Origin of the sequence: Lactonifactor sp. BIOML-A5 (genome assembly GCF_009677585.1) — a bacterium.
In the GTDB taxonomy this organism is placed as follows: domain Bacteria; phylum Bacillota; class Clostridia; order Lachnospirales; family Lachnospiraceae; genus Lactonifactor.
This window is the reverse complement of the sequence record NZ_WKYV01000037.1, coordinates 26,682-44,098: the sequence shown is the minus strand read 5'-3', so window position 1 is coordinate 44,098 and position 17,417 is coordinate 26,682. Positions and strand designations below refer to the sequence as shown.

Annotated in this window: 27 protein-coding genes and 6 tRNA genes; 28 read left to right on the top strand and 5 right to left on the bottom strand. The window is 43.4% G+C overall.

The genetic code is table 11. From position 1 onward, the window contains the following. The first annotated feature begins 2 nt into the window (after positions 1-2). The 14 genes from GKG41_RS20885 to GKG41_RS20820 all read left to right on the top strand — a co-directional run bounded on the left by GKG41_RS20885 (position 3) and on the right by GKG41_RS20820 (position 7,583). Positions 3-74 (top strand) — tRNA-Glu (locus tag GKG41_RS20885). 55 nt (positions 75-129) lie between these two features. After that, positions 130-202, top strand: a tRNA-Thr gene (locus GKG41_RS20880). Between the two features lie 57 nt (positions 203-259). Further along, positions 260-333: transfer RNA gene (locus tag GKG41_RS20875), tRNA-Ile, on the top strand. A gap of 23 nt (positions 334-356) precedes the next feature. Next, a tRNA-Asp gene (locus tag GKG41_RS20870) sits at positions 357-430 on the top strand. Positions 431-455: 25 nt separating this feature from the next. Further along, positions 456-528, top strand: a tRNA-Val gene (locus tag GKG41_RS20865). A 40-nt stretch (positions 529-568) separates the two neighbouring features. Then, a tRNA-Leu gene (locus GKG41_RS20860) sits at positions 569-654 on the top strand. A 154-nt stretch (positions 655-808) separates the two neighbouring features. After that, entirely contained in the window at positions 809-1,441 is a 633-nt protein-coding gene (locus GKG41_RS20855) for a DUF4317 family protein (protein WP_154261754.1), read from the top strand. A gap of 3 nt (positions 1,442-1,444) precedes the next feature. After that, the gene (locus tag GKG41_RS20850; protein WP_154261753.1) at positions 1,445-2,068 is read left to right on the top strand and encodes a sce7726 family protein; all 624 of its coding nucleotides are present in this window, start codon (positions 1,445-1,447) and stop codon (positions 2,066-2,068) included. 235 nt (positions 2,069-2,303) lie between these two features. Continuing rightward, entirely contained in the window at positions 2,304-3,587 is a 1,284-nt protein-coding gene (locus tag GKG41_RS20845; RefSeq protein WP_154261752.1) for a DUF6070 family protein, read from the top strand. A gap of 53 nt (positions 3,588-3,640) precedes the next feature. Further along, entirely contained in the window at positions 3,641-4,591 is a 951-nt protein-coding gene (locus GKG41_RS20840; protein ID WP_154261751.1) for an NAD(P)-dependent oxidoreductase, read from the top strand. A gap of 175 nt (positions 4,592-4,766) precedes the next feature. Then, on the top strand, positions 4,767-4,991 hold the full coding sequence (locus GKG41_RS20835; RefSeq protein ID WP_154261750.1) for a hypothetical protein: 225 nt from the start codon (positions 4,767-4,769) through the stop codon (positions 4,989-4,991). A 74-nt stretch (positions 4,992-5,065) separates the two neighbouring features. Then, the gene (locus tag GKG41_RS20830; RefSeq protein WP_154261749.1) at positions 5,066-6,112 is read left to right on the top strand and encodes an ABC transporter substrate-binding protein; all 1,047 of its coding nucleotides are present in this window, start codon (positions 5,066-5,068) and stop codon (positions 6,110-6,112) included. Next, the gene (locus tag GKG41_RS20825) at positions 6,090-6,866 is read left to right on the top strand and encodes an ABC transporter permease subunit (RefSeq protein ID WP_347563373.1); all 777 of its coding nucleotides are present in this window, start codon (positions 6,090-6,092) and stop codon (positions 6,864-6,866) included. Before GKG41_RS20830 ends, GKG41_RS20825 begins: the two co-directional genes overlap by 23 nt. A 3-nt stretch (positions 6,867-6,869) precedes the next feature. Beyond that, on the top strand, positions 6,870-7,583 hold the full coding sequence (locus GKG41_RS20820; protein WP_154261747.1) for an ATP-binding cassette domain-containing protein: 714 nt from the start codon (positions 6,870-6,872) through the stop codon (positions 7,581-7,583). Here the strand turns inward: GKG41_RS20820 and GKG41_RS20815 are convergent. From GKG41_RS20815 to GKG41_RS20805, 3 genes are read right to left on the bottom strand one after another with little or no spacing between them, the layout of a single operon-like run. Then, on the bottom strand, positions 7,516-8,115 hold the full coding sequence (locus tag GKG41_RS20815; RefSeq protein WP_154261746.1) for a TIGR04100 family radical SAM protein: 600 nt from the start codon (positions 8,113-8,115) through the stop codon (positions 7,516-7,518). The genes GKG41_RS20820 and GKG41_RS20815 overlap by 68 nt on opposite strands. A gap of 17 nt (positions 8,116-8,132) precedes the next feature. Next, on the bottom strand, positions 8,133-8,687 hold the full coding sequence (locus tag GKG41_RS20810; protein ID WP_347563372.1) for a TIGR04002 family protein: 555 nt from the start codon (positions 8,685-8,687) through the stop codon (positions 8,133-8,135). Positions 8,688-8,700: 13 nt separating this feature from the next. After that, positions 8,701-9,561, bottom strand: coding sequence for a pyridoxamine kinase (locus GKG41_RS20805; protein ID WP_154261745.1), 861 nt, complete (start codon positions 9,559-9,561; stop codon positions 8,701-8,703). Between the two features lie 446 nt (positions 9,562-10,007). Here GKG41_RS20805 and GKG41_RS20800 point away from each other — a divergent pair, with 446 nt between their 5' ends. After that, positions 10,008-10,697 carry a Fic family protein gene (locus GKG41_RS20800; RefSeq protein WP_154261744.1) on the top strand — a complete coding sequence of 230 codons (690 nt, stop codon included), beginning with the start codon at positions 10,008-10,010 and terminating at the stop codon, positions 10,695-10,697. 36 nt (positions 10,698-10,733) lie between these two features. Here GKG41_RS20800 and GKG41_RS20795 read toward each other — a convergent pair whose 3' ends face one another. Next, positions 10,734-11,204, bottom strand: a complete 471-nt coding sequence (locus GKG41_RS20795) for an 8-oxo-dGTP diphosphatase (RefSeq protein WP_154261743.1) — start codon at positions 11,202-11,204, stop codon at positions 10,734-10,736. A 201-nt stretch (positions 11,205-11,405) separates the two neighbouring features. Here GKG41_RS20795 and GKG41_RS20790 point away from each other — a divergent pair, with 201 nt between their 5' ends. The 3 genes from GKG41_RS20790 (at position 11,406) to GKG41_RS20780 (ending at position 13,413) form a co-directional block, all read left to right on the top strand. Beyond that, on the top strand, positions 11,406-11,924 hold the full coding sequence (locus GKG41_RS20790) for a GNAT family N-acetyltransferase (protein ID WP_154261742.1): 519 nt from the start codon (positions 11,406-11,408) through the stop codon (positions 11,922-11,924). Positions 11,925-12,026: 102 nt separating this feature from the next. Continuing rightward, a complete protein-coding gene (locus GKG41_RS20785; protein ID WP_154261741.1) occupies positions 12,027-12,266 on the top strand; it encodes a hypothetical protein in 240 nt (79 codons plus the stop codon). A 4-nt stretch (positions 12,267-12,270) separates the two neighbouring features. After that, positions 12,271-13,413 carry a DnaJ C-terminal domain-containing protein gene (locus tag GKG41_RS20780; RefSeq protein WP_154261740.1) on the top strand — a complete coding sequence of 381 codons (1,143 nt, stop codon included), beginning with the start codon at positions 12,271-12,273 and terminating at the stop codon, positions 13,411-13,413. Between the two features lie 460 nt (positions 13,414-13,873). On the opposite strand, the gene GKG41_RS20775 is transcribed toward GKG41_RS20780, so the two are convergent. After that, a complete protein-coding gene (locus GKG41_RS20775; protein WP_154261739.1) occupies positions 13,874-14,218 on the bottom strand; it encodes a helix-turn-helix transcriptional regulator in 345 nt (114 codons plus the stop codon). 174 nt (positions 14,219-14,392) lie between these two features. On the opposite strand from GKG41_RS20775, the gene GKG41_RS20770 reads away from it, so the two are divergent. From GKG41_RS20770 to GKG41_RS20725, 10 genes are all read left to right on the top strand, one after another. Continuing rightward, entirely contained in the window at positions 14,393-14,653 is a 261-nt protein-coding gene (locus GKG41_RS20770) for a hypothetical protein (protein ID WP_154261738.1), read from the top strand. A 17-nt stretch (positions 14,654-14,670) separates the two neighbouring features. Then, the gene (locus GKG41_RS20765; protein WP_154261737.1) at positions 14,671-14,883 is read left to right on the top strand and encodes a hypothetical protein; all 213 of its coding nucleotides are present in this window, start codon (positions 14,671-14,673) and stop codon (positions 14,881-14,883) included. Between the two features lie 65 nt (positions 14,884-14,948). Further along, on the top strand, positions 14,949-15,146 hold the full coding sequence (locus tag GKG41_RS20760; RefSeq protein WP_154261736.1) for a hypothetical protein: 198 nt from the start codon (positions 14,949-14,951) through the stop codon (positions 15,144-15,146). 17 nt (positions 15,147-15,163) lie between these two features. Beyond that, positions 15,164-15,403, top strand: a complete 240-nt coding sequence (locus tag GKG41_RS20755) for a hypothetical protein (protein WP_154261735.1) — start codon at positions 15,164-15,166, stop codon at positions 15,401-15,403. Then, positions 15,396-15,584: a hypothetical protein gene (locus GKG41_RS20750; RefSeq protein ID WP_154261734.1), complete on the top strand. Its 189-nt coding sequence runs from the start codon at positions 15,396-15,398 to the stop codon at positions 15,582-15,584. Before GKG41_RS20755 ends, GKG41_RS20750 begins: the two co-directional genes overlap by 8 nt. Further along, positions 15,577-15,774: a hypothetical protein gene (locus GKG41_RS20745; protein ID WP_154261733.1), complete on the top strand. Its 198-nt coding sequence runs from the start codon at positions 15,577-15,579 to the stop codon at positions 15,772-15,774. Before GKG41_RS20750 ends, GKG41_RS20745 begins: the two co-directional genes overlap by 8 nt. Positions 15,775-15,812: 38 nt before the next feature. Further along, entirely contained in the window at positions 15,813-16,076 is a 264-nt protein-coding gene (locus tag GKG41_RS20740; protein WP_154261732.1) for a hypothetical protein, read from the top strand. Between the two features lie 581 nt (positions 16,077-16,657). Continuing rightward, positions 16,658-17,050: a hypothetical protein gene (locus GKG41_RS20735; RefSeq protein ID WP_154261731.1), complete on the top strand. Its 393-nt coding sequence runs from the start codon at positions 16,658-16,660 to the stop codon at positions 17,048-17,050. Beyond that, a complete protein-coding gene (locus tag GKG41_RS20730; RefSeq protein ID WP_154261730.1) occupies positions 17,050-17,205 on the top strand; it encodes a hypothetical protein in 156 nt (51 codons plus the stop codon). Before GKG41_RS20735 ends, GKG41_RS20730 begins: the two co-directional genes overlap by 1 nt. 16 nt (positions 17,206-17,221) lie before the next feature. After that, a complete protein-coding gene (locus GKG41_RS20725; protein ID WP_154261729.1) occupies positions 17,222-17,383 on the top strand; it encodes a major coat protein in 162 nt (53 codons plus the stop codon). Positions 17,384-17,417 lie beyond the last annotated feature (34 nt).

Genomic DNA, 17,417 nt, shown 5'->3' with positions numbered 1-17,417 from the left:
AAGGCTCCATGGTCAAGCGGTTAAGACACCGCCCTTTCACGGCGGTAACAGGGGTTCAAATCCCCTTGGAGTCACTTGACAAATAACTAATTATGTAAGATAATAGTTATATTGTCGGCAATAACTATTGCCGATGTGGCTCAATTGGCAGAGCAGCTGATTTGTAATCAGCAGGTTATCGGTTCGAGTCCGATCATCGGCTTGTATGAAACACTTGGCGAGGTCTTCTCGGACTTGTGAATAATACACATGTTATTTTGGACCTTTAGCTCAGTTGGTTAGAGCAACCGGCTCATAACCGGTCGGTCCTGGGTTCGAGTCCCCGAAGGTCCATTGTATTAATTTAATAGGTTTATGGCCCAGTGGCTCAGTTGGTTAGAGCGCCGCCCTGTCACGGCGGAGGTCGAGAGTTCGAGTCTCTTCTGGGTCGTTGTTATTACTAACAGTTTGTTTATGGGATCTTAGCTCAGCTGGGAGAGCATCTGCCTTACAAGCAGAGGGTCATAGGTTCGAGCCCTATAGGTCCCATTTTCACGGAAAAGTCCGAGCCGTGATTGTATCAGGACATGCCGCAGTGGCGGAACTGGCAGACGCACAGGACTTAAAATCCTGCGAGGGTTAAACTTCGTACCGGTTCGATTCCGGTCTGCGGCACTTAAGTGAAAAGCTTCAGGTTCTTATGAATCTGAAGCTTTTTTGTTTCCCCCAAGTGCTGGAAAAGCAAAAAGGGTAGCTTTGGAGGAGCTTCCGCGCTATAATGCATTTATACATAATCGAATAGAATGGGCAGAAAGGGTGAAGTGACAGAATGAAGAAAATTAACAGAGAGGATATGCTAGAGCTTACCCGGCGTATGACAGTGAAAAGAAACTGTTTTAGCAGGATTGCCGGGGCGTATATGGACGAGGAAGGTTATATAGACGGTACTTTTAACACTAATTTCTTAAAATTGTCTCCATCAGACCAAGCCGCCAATCTGCAAATTGCAAAAGCAATCCTATTTTCGAATACAAATGTAAACATAAAAGAGTACGGATTCACCGAAGAGGCAAAAGGTTCAGGGGATTTATGGCAGCTTTTTATGGGACTAAAGTCATGTGAATTAAAGAATGATGCTCTGCTGGATACCTTTTATGATTATGTCAGTGAACAATATAAATCAGAAAGACCATATGCCGTTTATCTGTTTTTTGGGGCATATGATGTACCCTTAAAAGCAAACGATAAGGAAGCTCTTTGGGAGTCAGAAGAAATATACTCCTTTCTGATCGGTGCGATTTGTCCGGTCCACGGTGAATATGAGGCGGAAGCACCGGAATCCGGATTTTTGTTTCCCGCTTTTAAAAACCGAAGCGGGGATGAATATCATATTAATATATATCATGCAGATGAAGACCTTCCTCATACAGAATTGTTTAGCGGTAAGATAAGGGTGGAGTAACGTATGTTATATGATAAGGATTTAAGAGAGCCTTTATTTGACTATTTGGAAGATTATTTTGGGAAGATAAGGATTTTAGAAGAAAAGCAAGTAGGAAAATCCAGGGCTGATATTGTAATGGTTATGGAAAAAGCACTTGTGGGGATCGAGATTAAAAGTGACGCAGATACGTATGCAAGACTTGCAGGACAAGTTAAGGATTATGATCTTTTTTTTGATTATAATATTGTTGTGGCTGGCACAACTCATGGGATACATATTAAGGAGCATGTTCCTGAATGGTGGGGAATTATAACTGCTGAGGAGGCAGACCATTCCGTTGATTTCTACATGTATCGCAAGATGCAGGCAAATAAAGGGGTCAGTTTGAAGAAGCAGTTATCCCTTCTGTGGCGGCCGGAGCTGGCCCATATCCAGAAGCTGAACGGCATGGCAAAGTATAAGGAGAAAAGCAAAAAGTTTGTTATTGAAAAGATAGGGGAGAAGATCCCTGCTGAGATTCTGAAACCGCAGATAAGTGAAGAGCTGTTTGAGAGGGATTATAATTTGATTGCAGAGCAGATACAGGAATTCAGGGCGCGGGAAAACAGAAATGATTCGAGGCTACGGAAAAGGAGATCCGGGTGAAAGATAAAAAATGATCGAATATGCTTGATTTTTAAATACTACAGATGTAATATTTATTGGGAGGTGTTTATGCTTTTAGCAGTGTCTGATATATTCAAACGGAAATCTTACATGTGTAGGAATGTATAAGATATGCAGCAAAGGAAGACAGGGTACAATATTGAGAGATGATAAATGGGAGACATACGATGGAAGATAGAAATGAAAGAATTATGGGAAAGGAGGTTAGCTCACAGTGAAAGGGTACAAGACTTTGTGGCATCCGGTGTTCCTTATCGGTCTGCTTCTGCTGGGGGGCTGCCAGGGAAAAGAGAATCATAAACCGGAAACCCTTCAGGCAACTGAATCTAAAAAAGCAGCATCTGAAGATAGTGGGGCAGCGGAGGATCAGGAAATGGGGTATGATCTTCCTGTTGAGGAGAAAGACAGGCAGGAGGCAGAGGCAGAATGCCAAACCGCAATGGAAAAAGTAAAGGAAACGTATCTTAATAACGGCTGTGGGGGAACTTCAGGAGGAGCTATAGGTGGAGAGACAGCCGAGCTGATGCTGGAAGAGCTGAAAGAGTTAGGAAGCCCGACAGCCGATCTGGGGTTCGGGTATAATATGAAGAATTATGAATCCATGGATAGTTTTTTGTCTTCTTCGCTAAAAGGGAAAGAGGGGGAGGTAACGCTCTATGAGCTTTACCCAGACGGGGGAGTCGGCAGAAAAAAATTCAGATTTGACGGAAGGCATATGTTTGTATGGTATACTAATGCAACATGGAGTAAATCAGATGCCCCTTTGATTTCTGAAACCTCTTATACCCGGATAAAAGATTGGGTGTACACTGAGAAGGGGTGGTTCAGCTATGAGCTGCCGGAGGCGCCGGATATCACAGACAGTATTATGAATGGCAATACTACCATACGGGTCAGGCCCATAAAAGAAGAATACAGAGAGATTGCAGCAAAATATTTGAGACCGGTAGGATACCAGGGAAATAATCTGTTCTGTTCCAATTGGGATGAGGATCATATGGAAGAGCTGGATTATAACGGGCTTTTTCAATATTTGTATCCTATGGAATATCAGAAAAGTTTTCCTTCGGACCAGTATGGAGAGGGGATCCCCAGAGAAGAGTTCGAGAGCCTGCTTTCTAAATATTTGCCGGTTACAGGAGAACAGCTGAAGCAATATGCGGTTTATGATCCGGAAGGGCAGAGATATGGGTGGGTGAGGCTTGGGTGCGGCAATTATATTCCAAATGCGTTCGGGAACTCAGAGCCTGAGATTACGGATATGAGAGAAAATGAAGACGGTACGATTACCCTGACAGTGGATGCAGTCTGTGTAATGACGGGGAATGATAAGGCAATGAGCCACGAGCTTACCGTAAGGTTCACGGAGGAAGAGGGAATACAATATGTAAGGAATCAGGTTCTGGGGGATGGCCTGGAGAGGATTCCGGAATATCAGAGAAGGTTAACCTTCCCTATCTCAAGTCTTTCCTGTCCGATTAAAGTGTGGTATACTTAAGTACAATAAAGATAGTGTATGCAGAATATAAATGGAGCGGGAAGGGAAGAATTATGAGCGACAAGGTAGTAGTTTTAAACGGGGAAAAGGTAAATTATGACGGCAGGATCGATTATTCTGTGTTAGCCCGTGAGGTAACCGTGTATGAGGATACACGGGAAGCGGATATTCTGGAGAGAATACAGGGGCATAGGATTGTTGTGACCAAGGAGATGCCTCTGAAGAGGGAGATAATTGAACAGTTTCCCGAGTCTGTAGCTCTTATCTGCGAGGCAGGCACGGGCTACAACAATATCGATCTGGATGCCGCCAGGGCAAAGGGAATTCAGGTATGCAACATACCGGCCTATAGTTCCAGCCGGGTGGCCCACACAGCGATAATGATGCTGCTGAATCTCAGTTCATCCATGCAGAAACAGATGAGTATGCTGGCCCGGGGGGATAAGTGTAACTTTACCAAATGTCTGCAGGTAGACCATGTGGAAGTAAATGGGAAAACGTTAGGCATTATCGGTGCCGGTAATATCGGGCGTGAAGTAATAAAAATTGGAAAAGCTTTGGGAATGAACATCCTGATCTACACCAGAACGCCGGGTACGGATGAGGAGGGCGTGCGGTATACCACATTCGAAGAAGTTATGAAAAACAGTGACTATGTATCTCTGCATTGTCCGCTGACACCTCAGACAAAGCATATCATCAATCAGGAGGCGCTGGAACTGATGAAGCCGTCGGCATTTTTGATTAACACCTCCAGAGGTGCTCTGGTAGATGAGAAGGCATTGATTCAGGCGCTTCAGGAGCAGAAGATTGCGGGTGCCGGCCTGGATGTCCAGGAGACCGAACCCCCTGCAGAGGACAATCCCTTGTATAACCTGGAAAACGTAATCCTCACCCCTCATATGGGATGGAAGGGATTAGAGACAAGGGAACGGCTGGTACAGATTCTAAAAGACAATATACAGGGATTCCTGTCAGGGAATCCTCAAAATATTGTAGCATAACAAGTAAGGGACGGGAACCGGGGTGTTCTTCGTCCCCTTTTCATGTTATTTTGGAGGCGACTATGAATAAGATACTGGTAATTGAAGAGGATAATGATTTGTTAGAAGGACTTTTGTTTATGCTGGAAACGTAGGGATATCGGGCTTTCGGGGCAGGCACCATGAAGAGAGTACTTTGCTGCGGTTTCTGGAGGAGAATTCGTGGTACGAGAAAAAGAAATTTACCATTGTGGCCATAGTGAGCCGGCCAATGGGGAATAATGATCAGCCTACAGGGAGTGTGAGCACGGGGATTATCGCCGGAGTGATAGGGGTGAATCTGCTGGTAAGAACGGCGGCGGTCATATTTCCCTCTCGGGAGATTGTAAGGGGATATATGATACAGGAAATTAATGAGTGATAAATAGATATCATCTTGGAAAAATTCCGAAAAAGTGATAAAATAATAGCAATTCGTAGGAAAAGAGGAATGATATGAAAAAGAAAAAATGGTGCAGCTTTTTTCTGGCTGTTTGTCTATGTGCGTTCATGCTGTCTGGCTGCGGGACAGGTAAGTCCTCCCAAAGTGAGGATAACAGCAAAAAGACGGAGCAAAAGGAAGACAACAGTGAGAAAGAGGCTGTGGAGAACACAGCAGATACTTCAGAGAGAACTGGTGTACGGATAGGTGCACTCAAGGGTCCCACAGCTATGGGTATGGCACAGATGCTGGATGATACGCAGTATGAGTTTTCTATTGCGGCATCCCCCGATGAGATTATACCTTTGATTGTCCAGGGGCAGCTTGATATAGCGGCAGTCCCTGCCAACCTGTCTTCGGTGCTGTATCAGAAAACCAATAAGCAGGTAAGTGTGATGGCAGTAAATACCCTTGGCATTTTGTATCTGGTGGAGAATGGGGAGGCTGTTAAGACCGCAGAAGATCTGAAAGGAAAAACCATATATGCCAGCGGGAAAGGGGCGACTCCGGAATATGCTCTGAATTATGTTCTTTCAGCTAATGGCATAGATCCCCGGAAAGATGTTACTATTGAGTATAAATCAGAGCATGCCGAGGTGGTGGCGGCGCTTGCGGCAGACCAAACGGCTGTGGGACTTCTTCCCCAGCCCTTTGTCACAACAGCACTTATGAAGAATAAAGGATTCAGAGTGGCACTGGATTTAAATGATTTGTGGGAATCTTCACAGGAAGAGGGAAGCCGCCTTGTGACAGGTGTGATTATTGTGAGAAATGAATTTTTACAGGAGAACCCTGAAAAGGTAAATAAATTTTTGGATGCCTACAAAGCATCTGTGGATTTTGTAAATTCTGATGCGGAGGCAGCTTCTGTCATCATAGATGCACATGATATTGTGGCAAAAGAAGTGGCAGTAAAAGCAATCCCGGAATGCAGCATAACCTTCGTGGAAGGCCAGGAGATGAAGACAATGCTCTCCGGTTATCTGGAAACCCTTCTGGATCAGAATCCTGAGACAATCGGAGGGGCAATGCCGGATGATGACTTTTATTTCCAGAGATAAAACACAGAGACATTCAGTATTTTGGAAAACAGGTGCAGTCTTATTCTGGCTGCTGCTGTGGCAGCTGGCAAGCATGGGACTACAGCAGGAGATACTTTTGGCATCTCCTGTTTCTGTTGCCGTAAAACTGGGACAACTGGTTTTTACGGCAGATTTCTGGACCTCCGTAAGCTTTAGCTTTATCAGAATTGTGTCAGGATTTCTTCTGGCTTTAATCCTGGGAATTCTGCTGGCCGCCCTGGCATCCCGCTTTTGGGTGTTCTCTGTGCTGCTTCGGCCGTTGATAACAGTCATAAAGTCAACACCCGTGGCCTCTTTTATTATCTTATGCCTTATCTGGATTCCCTCCAGGAATCTGTCAGTGTTTATCTCTTTTCTCATGGTACTTCCCGTGATTTATACAAATATATACCAGGGCATCCGGAATACGGATCAAAAGCTGCTGGAGATGGCCCAGGTGTTTTCCATGGGAACAGGAAGAAAGATCGTGTATATTTATGTATCCCAGCTGCTGCCCTACCTTATATCTGGGTGCAGCCTTGCTCTAGGACTGTGCTGGAAGGCTGGCACGGCGGCCGAGGTGATAGGGATTCCTGCAGGTTCTATCGGAGAAAAGCTCTACCATGCCAAGATATACTTAAATACTCCCGACTTATTCGCGTGGACCATTGTAATTATCGGGGTAAGCTTTTCATTTGAGAAGTGCTTTTTGATGCTGCTCCGCGGTATGGTGAGAAGAATAGAAAGGACGTAGTGTATGGACATAATAATGAAAGATATCTGTAAATCATACGGCGGATTGGCCGTCCTGGATCATTTCACCCATACCTTTGGGAAGGGAATGGCAACTTGTATTATGGGACCTTCGGGATGCGGAAAGACCACGCTGTTTCGGATTATGCTTGGGCTTGAGGAGCCGGAACAGGGCAGTGTTACAGGCATTCCTACTGGAGCCCTGGGGGTGGTTTTTCAGGAAGACAGACTGTGTGAGAATCTCAGCGCTCTGACTAATCTGCGCATGGTATGCAGCAAAGCATGGAAAAATGATGAACTGAAGAGAGAAATGGAGCGATTAAGACTCTCGGAGGCCTTTCACAAGCCTGTCAGAGAACTGAGCGGCGGGATGAGACAACGGGTGGCAATCTTAAGGGCCCTCGTGAGCGGTGCGGAGTGTTTTTTTATGGATGAGCCGCTGAAGGGGCTGGACGAGGAGACAAAAGCCATCACCATTTCGTATATCAAAGCGCATACAGCGGGTAAAACCCTGCTTGTAATTACACACGATGCCAGAGAGGCAGAGAGTTTTCATGCGGAGGAGATCATAAATATGAAGGCGCCTGGAAAGAACGGGCAGGGGGATACACCCCCCGCCGTGTCCATTCCCCAAAACCGGCAGATGCTGTCTATGAAGCAAAATGCCGGATCCGAAGTTCGATCCCCAGGGAATCAGCCAGAGCCTGGCAGGTTTTAATTTCGTCAGGGGGTAGTACATCTACGATGGATAGCTTTACGGAAGGAATGTTTCCCCTGCAGGCGGAAGCAAAATCCAGAAGCCCCTGAAAAGCATCCGGCCGGAACGGACGGGATACGGCATTATATTTATCTGCATCCGGGGCGTTTAGGCTGATAGAGACAGCATCTACGACACCTGCAAGGAGAGGGATGATATCTTTCTTGTGATAGAGGTTTCCCAGCCCATTTGTATTTACACGTATGGACAGCCCATAGGTCTCCCTGGCATACGCTGCAGATGCCAGCAGATTCTCCAGGGCGCAGGTGGGTTCTCCATAGCCACAGTAGACCAGCTCCTTGTATCCATTAAAGTCAAATGCATCCATGGCAGCCAGAATCTCGTCCAGAGAGGGATCCTTTTTGTGCCATAAGGTCTGGGCATCCCCAATTCCCTCCTCCTGTCCCCGGATGCAGAAGGTACATCTGCAGTTGCACTTATTTGTAATGTTAGCATACACTTGATGCTTGTATGTATATAAGATTTCAGCCATAAGTAAAAGGCTCCTTTCTAATCGGCGTGAGCCGTTTTTTTTATGGGATGAATTAACTGCTCTGTTCTGGACTTGATGTGGACCTTATCCAGGGCAGCTGCAAATACCAAAAATACCAGGGCACTGCCCCCGGACTGGATGGCACTGCCTGTAAGGGATGCCAGTAGTGCGCCGAAGGCACCGAATAAGACATAATCTGCCAGATAATAACCCGCAGCTGAAAGCAGGGCGGAGAGGAAAGGAGCAATTATATTTCTTTTTGTTAAAAGCTTTCCTGTCTGACTGGTAAAGGGGAGTACAATCAACATTTTAATGATGATTGTAGCAGGTGCCCACATAGGAGCAGTGAGCAGATCGGCCAGGCCGCCTCCGATGGCCGCCGCCGCCAGCGCGTAGGGGCGGGGCAGGATTACGGCTGCCACATAGATCAAAGCGTCTCCGAAATGTATATATCCGCCGTTTGCCCCGTAAGGCACATGGAAGATATAAGCAGTCATAACGGTAATCATGGAAGCAAAAAGCCCTGTTAACGTGAGCAGTACGGTAGTCTTGGTATTTTGTTCTTTCATCATCTATTCTCCTCTCTTACTGCTTCGGCAGCAGATAATGCAGATATTTTTCAAAATTTACACCATCGTTATAAGGAATCCCTTCTCTGACAGAATCCCTAAGTGCATCCTCCAGGAAAGAACCGGCGAGGAGGACTGTCTGAGCAAGGGAATCCCCCCGTGCATACCCTCCGGCCAGCACAGAGGCGAAGAGATCGCCGGTACCAGAAAAACTTCCATCCATATCAGGGAAAGAGGCCAGACCGCTTTCTCCAGGGGAAACATAAAGATTCCCTATTTTCTTGCTGCCCTCTGCAGGATCCTGAAAATGGATGCCGGTGACCACCACCGCCCTGGTCCCCTTTTTACAGAGCGCCTGAGCCATCTCTCTCACCGTGTCCAGGAGAACCTGGGGGTTCCCCGATTCGGGAAGACCATGGAAATCTGTACCCGTTAGGAGACAAAGCTCCGTAAGATTGGGAGTTATAAGATCTGCCTGAGCGGCTAATAATTTCATTAGCCGGCAAAGCTCATCACTATACATTCCGTAGGTATGCCCGTTATCACCCATCACAGGGTCCACCAGAAGAAAGGTTTCCTTTTGATAGAAGGTATCCAGAAATGAAAATATTTCATGGATCTGCCGCTCATTGGCTACGTATCCAGTATAGATCCCGGTAAATTCTACCTGCATTTTTTCCCATTCCCGGCGGTAATGCTCCATTTTTTCCGTATAGTCATCACAGTAGTAACTGGGATATCCTGTCTGGGCTGTGAGCAGAGCCGTGGGAAGCGGGCAGGGCTGCACCCCCATGGCCGACAGCACTGATATGGCAGCCGTGAGTGAGCATCGGCCAAATCCGGATAAATCGTTAATTACAGCTATCTTCTTCGTCATAATGTAGTTCCTTGTTTCCTTGTATTTTTGTGAGTAAGCAGTAAATCATAAGCAGATATACGCGTTTTTCTTGCTATGCATGATATCATATCACAAAAGTGGACATATTAAAAAGTCCAGATATATAATATTTGACCGGTCCAGTTTGAAGTATGATGAATGAACTCCTTTCAAGTTATGTGCAGGATAATGGATTGTACAAAAGTGAATACAAAAATTTTTTAGCATAAACCAAAAAAGTTTAAAATTATATTGTTGTTCCCGGGATTCTGTGGTAGAATGAGTGCAAGCAGCAGTTTGAAAGAAGTCTGTCAGGGATTGTGGGGTTTCGTAGAAGTCTTTAAACCGTCTGCGGTCTTTTTAGAGAAAGTAGTGTAGCAAATCAGGCAGTAAACGGACGGTGGGGGCTGTCCGTTTACACACAAGAAAACAGGAGGTTGATTCTTATGTATGAAGATGTTGTAGCATTTTGGCAGGCAAACCAAGTTACAGAACAGGAATTAAATGAATTCTGCATGCTGTTCGCGTATCACTGCAATGCCATTGGAAACCCGCAGACAACCCTTGAGGCAACGAAAGGAATCTATGAACACGGAGGGGTATCCAATTTTACCGGAGATCTGCATACGCTGATTGAGATTGAGAACCAAAAGTATATGGCTGTCTATCTGAAGGATAAGGTAGAGGCCAGAGAGCCTCTGTCTGTGGAACTGGTAAGGGCAGTACATAAAAAATTGATGGACAGATGCTATGATAGTGAGATATACGCCAAAGGAGAGAGGGCTGGAGAGTTCAAAAAAGGGAGCTGCGCCGTGCGCGTAGAGCTGGAGGATGTATGTTCCACCGTGAAGCAGACCAGTCAGGATGGAATCCTTCGGGCAGCAGCCTATTTTCACCTGAACTTTGAAGAGATCCGGCCGTTTGCTGACGGCAATGGACGTGTGGGCGAGATACTTATGAACTACTATCTTATCACTCATAACTATCCCCCTACGATCATATTCGTGGAGGATAAAGACAGGTATTTTGCAGAGCTGCATAAATTTGATGAGACCTCAAATATTGACGGATTCATCCAGTTTTTAAAAGAGCAGACAGTAAAAACATGGAAACTGTGCACAGAGGGGAAACTTTAGACAGGAAAGGCCGGGGAGTTCATTCCCCGGCTTCTTTTAATGAAGGATATCGGTGCCGTCCAGGCAGGCCTCTGCAAGGGTATCTCCTTCATAACGCAGTTTTAACGAGAAGAAGGGAGCATTCTCTTCCAGCAGACGAAAGAATATACGGTCACCCTCCCAGAGGTTTAGCTCTGAGAGCTGTTTTTTGGGAACCCATTCAAGGGTGCCCTCATCACAAGATATCATTTCTCCTTCATACTTGTCTGCCGTATAAAGGCACATATATTCCGGTTCCCAGCGGTCAGAAAGGAAGGTAACCAATCCCCGAAAGGAATAAGAGGTGAGCGTCAGGCCTGTTTCTTCTTTCACCTCTCTGAGCAGACATTCCTCCGGACTCTCACCGTCCTCGAAATGTCCGCCCACTCCGATCCATTTATCCTTATTTATATCAATTTTTTTCATGATGCGGTGGAGCATCAGATAGCATTCATCCTTTTCAATATAGCATAGTGTGGTCAGTCCCATAATTTCCTCCTGCAGTTATTGCGCATTTACTTTTCTATTCACACGGCGCTGCCCGGCAAAGCGTATTACCGGGAGCAAAGTGAACAGGAACGTATTTACTCATTATAGCGCAGAAACGGAGAGATTACCAGATGACAACAGGCAAAGATAAGCTTATACTGTAAACATAACAGATAAATTGCTAAGACGGAGGATTTCGCTATGATGAGACATGCAAGGCGCGAAGATCTAGAGGCGCTGCTGGATATTTATAATCATGAGGTACTATTTGGGACGGCAACTTTTGATCTGGAAAAAAAGACTCTAAGAGAGTGGGAAGCATGGTATGTTCTTCATACCGGCAATTACGCTTTAAGAGTATGGGAGGAGGACGGCAGGGCAGTAGGATATGCCACATTATCCCCTTACAGAGAAAAAGAGGCTTATTTGGGCACCGTAGAGCTGTCGGTTTACGTTCACAGGGAGTATCAGGGGAGAGGGATCGGGACAGAGCTGATAAAGGAAATCTTAAGGATTGCCAGAGAGAATCCTGCTGTTCATACGGTAGTTTCCGTTATCACAGGAAGTAATGACAGGAGCCGGAAGCTTCATGAACAATTGGGATTCGTCTATTGCGGAAAAGTCAGGGAGGCCGGATATAAGTTTGGAACCTATCTGGATATAGATACATACCAGATCCTGGTAACCCAGACAGGGGATTCTGGAATCCAGAAAAAGTAATATCAGGAAATTGGATGATTTTAGTTGATATTCCGTATCATTTGACTTAAAATAAGGATAAGCAGGAAAGCAGAGCAGGGCACAAGAGACGGAGGGATAGCCATGGAGTATCATTACAGCCAAAAGCAGATTTGGAATCAGCCAGGTTCTATTCTGGAATATATACAGCAGGTAGATATCTGCAATAAAAACAATTTGATGCATCTGGATGAATTAATATCCCTGGTGAAGCTGTCAGGGATGAAAGAGATAGAAGGCTATCTGCAGAAATCCATTGCTGATCTGGAAAACAGCCAGCTGTGGATTAAAATGGCCCTGTCAGCTTTGCAGGACGGGAGGTGATTGTATGGTGACGGAGAATTATTATCAGATACTGGGAGTTTCTTACCATGCAGACGAGTCTGAGATCAAAAAGGCATACAGACGGCTGGCAAAAAAGTATCATCCCGACAGTGACGGGAAAAACAAAGAAATGTTCCAGAAGATTGCCGAGGCATACAGGGTGCTGAGTGATCCAAAGCTGCGGCAGCAGTACCGTTATATGGGACATGAGGCCTTCCGGAAAAGCCACGGACGGAACAGTTTTTATTATCAGTATACGTATTCTTATGAGGAAAAGGAAGAAGACTGCTCCGGATGCGGTTCCTGCGGCGGGCATGATCACAGCGGCAGGAGCAGTCACAGCCACACAAAGGAAGGACACTGCGGTTCCTGCGGGGAAGGGCGTACCAGAGAAGAGGAGCCAGATGAGATTCCGCCATCCAGTATTCGCGCAGCGGTACATCTCACTATGGAAGAAACACTGAGGGAAGTGGTTAAGGAAATTACTATTCAGTATCAGGAGGAATGTCCCAGCTGTCACGGAAGCAGAAAGGAACCTGGTACAGGGGGAAAAGTGTGCCCGGAATGTATGGGTCACGGCAGAAATATGGTATATGCAAATGCAAGATATGATTCCGGAAGGAGAGAAGAAACCTGCCGTACTTGTCAGGGAACCGGGGAGATTCCGGAAAAGGCCTGTCACAAATGCGGCGGACGGGGTTACATTATGGTGTCGCAAAAAGTAAAAGTAAAGATACCTCCCAATTCCTGTCCCGGCCAGTTTTATTTTTTCCAGGATATTGTATGCGAACCGGGATTTGACAAAGAGCTAAGGAATTTGTTTGTAATTGTGCTTATTGACGAGCATCCTCACTTTGAGAGGCGGGATTATCATATACATGCTTCCATGAGTGTGGATTTTGTAACTATGACCCTCGGCGGGGAGATAAAGGTAACGACTTTGGAGGGAATTGTCCCCTATACATTGGCACCTGGAACAGAGGCGGGAACAAGGATACGCCTGGCAGGAAAGGGACTTCCGGCTCCCAAGAAAACGGGGGGAGGCAGAGGAGACATCTATGTAACCCTCCAGGTAGGAATTCCAAAGACGCTGTCGCCAAAACAGAAGGAAGCCCTGCTGACATTCGGAAAGTATATGGGTAAATAAATACAAAAAAGCCTTGTTTAATCTATAAACAAGGCTTTTGCCGTGCGTTAGAGGATTCGAACCCCCGGCCTTTTGGTCCGTAGGCTTGTACTATCCGAAAACTCGTTTTCAGATACTTTTGATGGCTGCAGCTCCTATTTTCAGATAATTTAATGATTTTTTGTGTTAATATGTAGTGATGTAATTTTCTGGATAAAAATTGACACTTTTGGTTGTGATATTTTATCTGTAAATGGTATAATTATGTCAAATACTAAAGAGGGGGTGTCATATGTTATTGTTTTTTGGTACGGGATTTTTATTGACATTGTTTAGTTACTTGATAATTATTTTTGCTATAATTGGATTTATAACAACTATAAAATGGTTTTTTAAGAGAGGTAAAAAGAAGAGGTAGGTTTTCCTACTTCTTTTTTTAATGGTATATGTTTCCAGTTTTTACCACTCATTACCATTTTTTTTAACCAGTCTTCGATTTTGATGATTTTTCCGAAAGATTGCTATACATTTTAGCGGCTCCTTTGATTTCTGAAATATATTCTTTCTTAGAAATATCCGGTAGTTCTTTAAAATAAAATAGCAGTTCTTTTTCTTCATTGTTTAATTCTTTTGTATCATATCCGAATAATTCATTTGGCGTTACATTCAAATATGATAGTAATTTGCTTATTTTATCTGCGGTAGGCTGTGAACCTCTTTTCCATCCTTGGAACGTAGATTGCTTGATTCCTGTGTCTTTTTCTAGTTTGTATTTAGATATTTTTTTCTCTTCCATGATTCTTTCAATATTATCTATTAAATTCATAAAAAATTCCCTTCGAAATAATGTTAAATATGATATTAAAAATGCTTGACTACTATCAAATTTGATAGTATAATATAACTATAGAAAGAAAGTGACACTTTCTTACGGTAGTAGTAACTATTAATTATATCAGATTTTTTTCGATTAGTAAAGAATCGGGAAGGTGAGGGAAAAATGAAGATTAAGAAATTTAAGTGCATTATTGACAATGGTGATGAAATTTTCAGAGAGTACATACCAGCAACTAGCAAGCGTCAGTTGATGGATGCATGGGGTAATATGGGTGATTTTATTAAAATCATAGAAATGCCCGAATATCTACCTTCAGCGGCCGCAGTGAGAAAAACGTTATCTGAAAATGGATATGGTAAGGCAGAGTGTGATTTTGTGTATAGAATTTTATCTAATTTTGTTGAGGGAACGGAAGCGGACTAATGGAAGGTGAGGTTTTTATGGGAAAAGAATTTGATTTAGGACATGCAAGAGAATTTTTAGATACTTTAGTTGATGATTTTTTAAAAGGTAATCCTGAAGGCTGTGAATTCTCTGTTTTTGATTTTGGCTTAAGGCGGCTCGAAGGACAGCTATCTTATGCTAATCTTTGTGGGATTATTACTGATGATGAATATGTGCAGTATGAGTCTCGGATAAAGATATCTAAGTAATATAGTAATGGCAGTGTGGGGGCTTCGGCCCTCACCTCACCCATAAATAAAAAGAGGAAATCAAGATGAAAAAATTAAAAGATTTAAAAATTGGCAGTTATTTTACACTAAAAGAAATTGAAAATCCTAAAGCTGAACAAGTATATATTAGAGGGGAATATGATAGGTCTTCTAAAAGCTTTAGCTGTGAAAAATTTAGTGATACAAATTCAGAAAGATTTTTTAGAAGTGATAAAGAAGTTTTTACAGATTTTATTTTTTAAGTTAAGGATGTGTGCTTATGACTTTAAAGCAGAAGCAGAGATATATTGAAGAATACATGCAAGGTGTTGTAATAAATTTTGAAAAACATTGTGAACGTGGCTATGATGAGAATTGTATGCAGGATTTTGGTGAGTATGCGTGGGTGCTTTCTCAGTTAAGTGGTTTTTCTAATTTCGGTTTAGTCTCGATGGAACTGACCCATGAATTATTAAAAAGAATTTGTAAGGCTAAAAATGGAGGTGATAATCATGTATAAAATTTCGCTGATAACAAATGATATGTCCTTTTTGGTGGAATTTGCGCATGATACTGGGGGTACAATTGGTCTTTCTGATGATGGCTCTATATATTACCTTTTTTATGCCGATTATGAGCAATTTTTACAGGCCCGTGGGCAACTGCACAGCTATATAAAGGGTGGTGATATCCTTGTTTGACAAGGGACATGCGGTATACATGACGGCATTTGATATTATCGACTATGACCGTTATTTGGCAACGCAGATTAGATATTATCAGGACTGCCAGTTTACCGGGTGCAAGGTCAGTAAAAAACAATATCTGGCATATCTAAAAATGCGCAGTCAGCTTATTGATATTATGGGACGTCAAGAGTTTGGTGCATAAAAAATAAATATAAATTTAAAAAAGAGAGGTAAAAAATTATGAAATTAACAGGTACATTTATTTTATCAGGAGCTTTTCAGCAGGTGGGGAAAAAGGACCCTAGTAAGACTTATTATCTGGTTTTGTTCCGGGAGTTGGACGGGGCACAAACAATGCAGTGTATGGCCAATGAGCAGGTATTTGCGGATGCCAAAAAACTGCCAGAGTTTTCCAGGGTAACGGCCTTGGTGGACTTCAATCCTACATATAATTCTATCCGTCTTGAGGGCATTTCCGGCGTTCCCGCCGCTAAAGTGTCGTAAATCGTGACTTGCTGTCGGTATACCGCCTGTAGGGCGGCTTATCCGACAAACATAAAATCAAGGTCTAAAGCGGAGACTTCCTGCACACAGCGGGAAGGATTCCAGCTTTAGATAAAAGAGAATTCGGCTTGATTACCCCCTCTTTTTGTTTTGGGTAGTAAGAGGTTAATGAAAGGGTGAGGCGTTTTGAAATCTGATAAAATTATGGTTTTTGTATTGGTTTCATCTGTTGTTTGTTTTATGACTATAGTGATTTTTTGGGCTTTTATTGATATGAAAAAAGAACTGGATACGACTAAAGTTGAACATATTGTATGTGAAACTTGGCAGTATTGTCCAAATTGTGGGTACTGTCTCGGTGAATGATATGCTCACTATATTGAGCTAAAGTGTTGTGTATACCAACTTGCAAGAGAAGGGGTGACTTATGTATCTACTTGACTTGGTAAAGGTTTTAGTGGTTTTAGGTATTATATATGTTTGTATTTGCATTCTGATAAAGGTTAAAGAATTGTTCCGAGAATTTTTTGAATTTCGTAGCTTTCGTAAAAAAACTCCTGTTATTAAGGAGGTACAAAAAGATGAATGATGAGTTGCTACAACAAATATTAGAAGCTATTAATGGAACAAATGAACGGTTGGATAACCTGCAGATGACAGTAGAAGGGATGGGAAAGAATGAAGAAAGTAGTAACAATGCGGGGAAGACCCCCGTGGTGGAAGAGGATAACAGCAAAGTGGAAGAATCTTTGCTGGATATCGGACAAAATGTTGCTGAAATTAAAGGCGTATTATCGGATGGGAAGTCTCAAGAAGTAGCTGCAGCGGCTACGGAAAATCCTGATTATACACAAATTTTAACGCAGGTGAAAGAAAGTACTATGGTAGGCAATACAATCTCCCTGTATCTTTGTATGGGAGTTGCGTTAATATTCGGAATACTTTTAGCAAGAACTGTATGGAGGAAAATGTGATGAATCCAGAGGAATATATATTATTGGATTATTTTTCAAGTTTGAATACGGAATTTTGTAGCTTTATGGCTGAAGGTATTGCTCTTGGTACGATTTTGATTTTTATTACTTATGGTATTTTTAAGGCATTCAGCCTTTTAAATATAAAAAAATAATAGGAGGTAGAATTTTATGAGTGAAGCGATGTCAACAGCATTCGAAACTGCTTTAACAGCAGTTAAGACTGATGTAACCGGAATGGTTACAACTGCACTTCCAATCGGTATGGGTATTATGGGACTTTTCCTTGCTATCCGTTTGGGTGTCGGATTCTTCCGCAGTGTAGCCAACTAATTTTTTTGTAACTATTAACTTTACCCCTGGTTTT

Coding starts and splice junctions, on each gene's coding strand:
- GKG41_RS20855 (WP_154261754.1), top strand. CDS start 809: ATGAAGAAAATTAACAGAGAGGATATGCTAGAGCTTACCCGGCGTATG.
- GKG41_RS20850 (WP_154261753.1), top strand. CDS start 1,445: ATGTTATATGATAAGGATTTAAGAGAGCCTTTATTTGACTATTTGGAA.
- GKG41_RS20840 (WP_154261751.1), top strand. CDS start 3,641: ATGAGCGACAAGGTAGTAGTTTTAAACGGGGAAAAGGTAAATTATGAC.
- GKG41_RS20830 (WP_154261749.1), top strand. CDS start 5,066: ATGAAAAAGAAAAAATGGTGCAGCTTTTTTCTGGCTGTTTGTCTATGT.
- GKG41_RS20825 (WP_347563373.1), top strand. CDS start 6,090: ATGACTTTTATTTCCAGAGATAAAACACAGAGACATTCAGTATTTTGG.
- GKG41_RS20820 (WP_154261747.1), top strand. CDS start 6,870: ATGGACATAATAATGAAAGATATCTGTAAATCATACGGCGGATTGGCC.
- GKG41_RS20815 (WP_154261746.1), bottom strand. CDS start 8,115: ATGGCTGAAATCTTATATACATACAAGCATCAAGTGTATGCTAACATT.
- GKG41_RS20810 (WP_347563372.1), bottom strand. CDS start 8,687: ATGATGAAAGAACAAAATACCAAGACTACCGTACTGCTCACGTTAACA.
- GKG41_RS20805 (WP_154261745.1), bottom strand. CDS start 9,561: ATGACGAAGAAGATAGCTGTAATTAACGATTTATCCGGATTTGGCCGA.
- GKG41_RS20800 (WP_154261744.1), top strand. CDS start 10,008: ATGTATGAAGATGTTGTAGCATTTTGGCAGGCAAACCAAGTTACAGAA.
- GKG41_RS20795 (WP_154261743.1), bottom strand. CDS start 11,204: ATGGGACTGACCACACTATGCTATATTGAAAAGGATGAATGCTATCTG.
- GKG41_RS20790 (WP_154261742.1), top strand. CDS start 11,406: ATGATGAGACATGCAAGGCGCGAAGATCTAGAGGCGCTGCTGGATATT.
- GKG41_RS20785 (WP_154261741.1), top strand. CDS start 12,027: ATGGAGTATCATTACAGCCAAAAGCAGATTTGGAATCAGCCAGGTTCT.
- GKG41_RS20780 (WP_154261740.1), top strand. CDS start 12,271: ATGGTGACGGAGAATTATTATCAGATACTGGGAGTTTCTTACCATGCA.
- GKG41_RS20775 (WP_154261739.1), bottom strand. CDS start 14,218: ATGAATTTAATAGATAATATTGAAAGAATCATGGAAGAGAAAAAAATA.
- GKG41_RS20770 (WP_154261738.1), top strand. CDS start 14,393: ATGAAGATTAAGAAATTTAAGTGCATTATTGACAATGGTGATGAAATT.
- GKG41_RS20765 (WP_154261737.1), top strand. CDS start 14,671: ATGGGAAAAGAATTTGATTTAGGACATGCAAGAGAATTTTTAGATACT.
- GKG41_RS20760 (WP_154261736.1), top strand. CDS start 14,949: ATGAAAAAATTAAAAGATTTAAAAATTGGCAGTTATTTTACACTAAAA.
- GKG41_RS20755 (WP_154261735.1), top strand. CDS start 15,164: ATGACTTTAAAGCAGAAGCAGAGATATATTGAAGAATACATGCAAGGT.
- GKG41_RS20750 (WP_154261734.1), top strand. CDS start 15,396: ATGTATAAAATTTCGCTGATAACAAATGATATGTCCTTTTTGGTGGAA.
- GKG41_RS20740 (WP_154261732.1), top strand. CDS start 15,813: ATGAAATTAACAGGTACATTTATTTTATCAGGAGCTTTTCAGCAGGTG.
- GKG41_RS20735 (WP_154261731.1), top strand. CDS start 16,658: ATGAATGATGAGTTGCTACAACAAATATTAGAAGCTATTAATGGAACA.
- GKG41_RS20730 (WP_154261730.1), top strand. CDS start 17,050: ATGAATCCAGAGGAATATATATTATTGGATTATTTTTCAAGTTTGAAT.
- GKG41_RS20725 (WP_154261729.1), top strand. CDS start 17,222: ATGAGTGAAGCGATGTCAACAGCATTCGAAACTGCTTTAACAGCAGTT.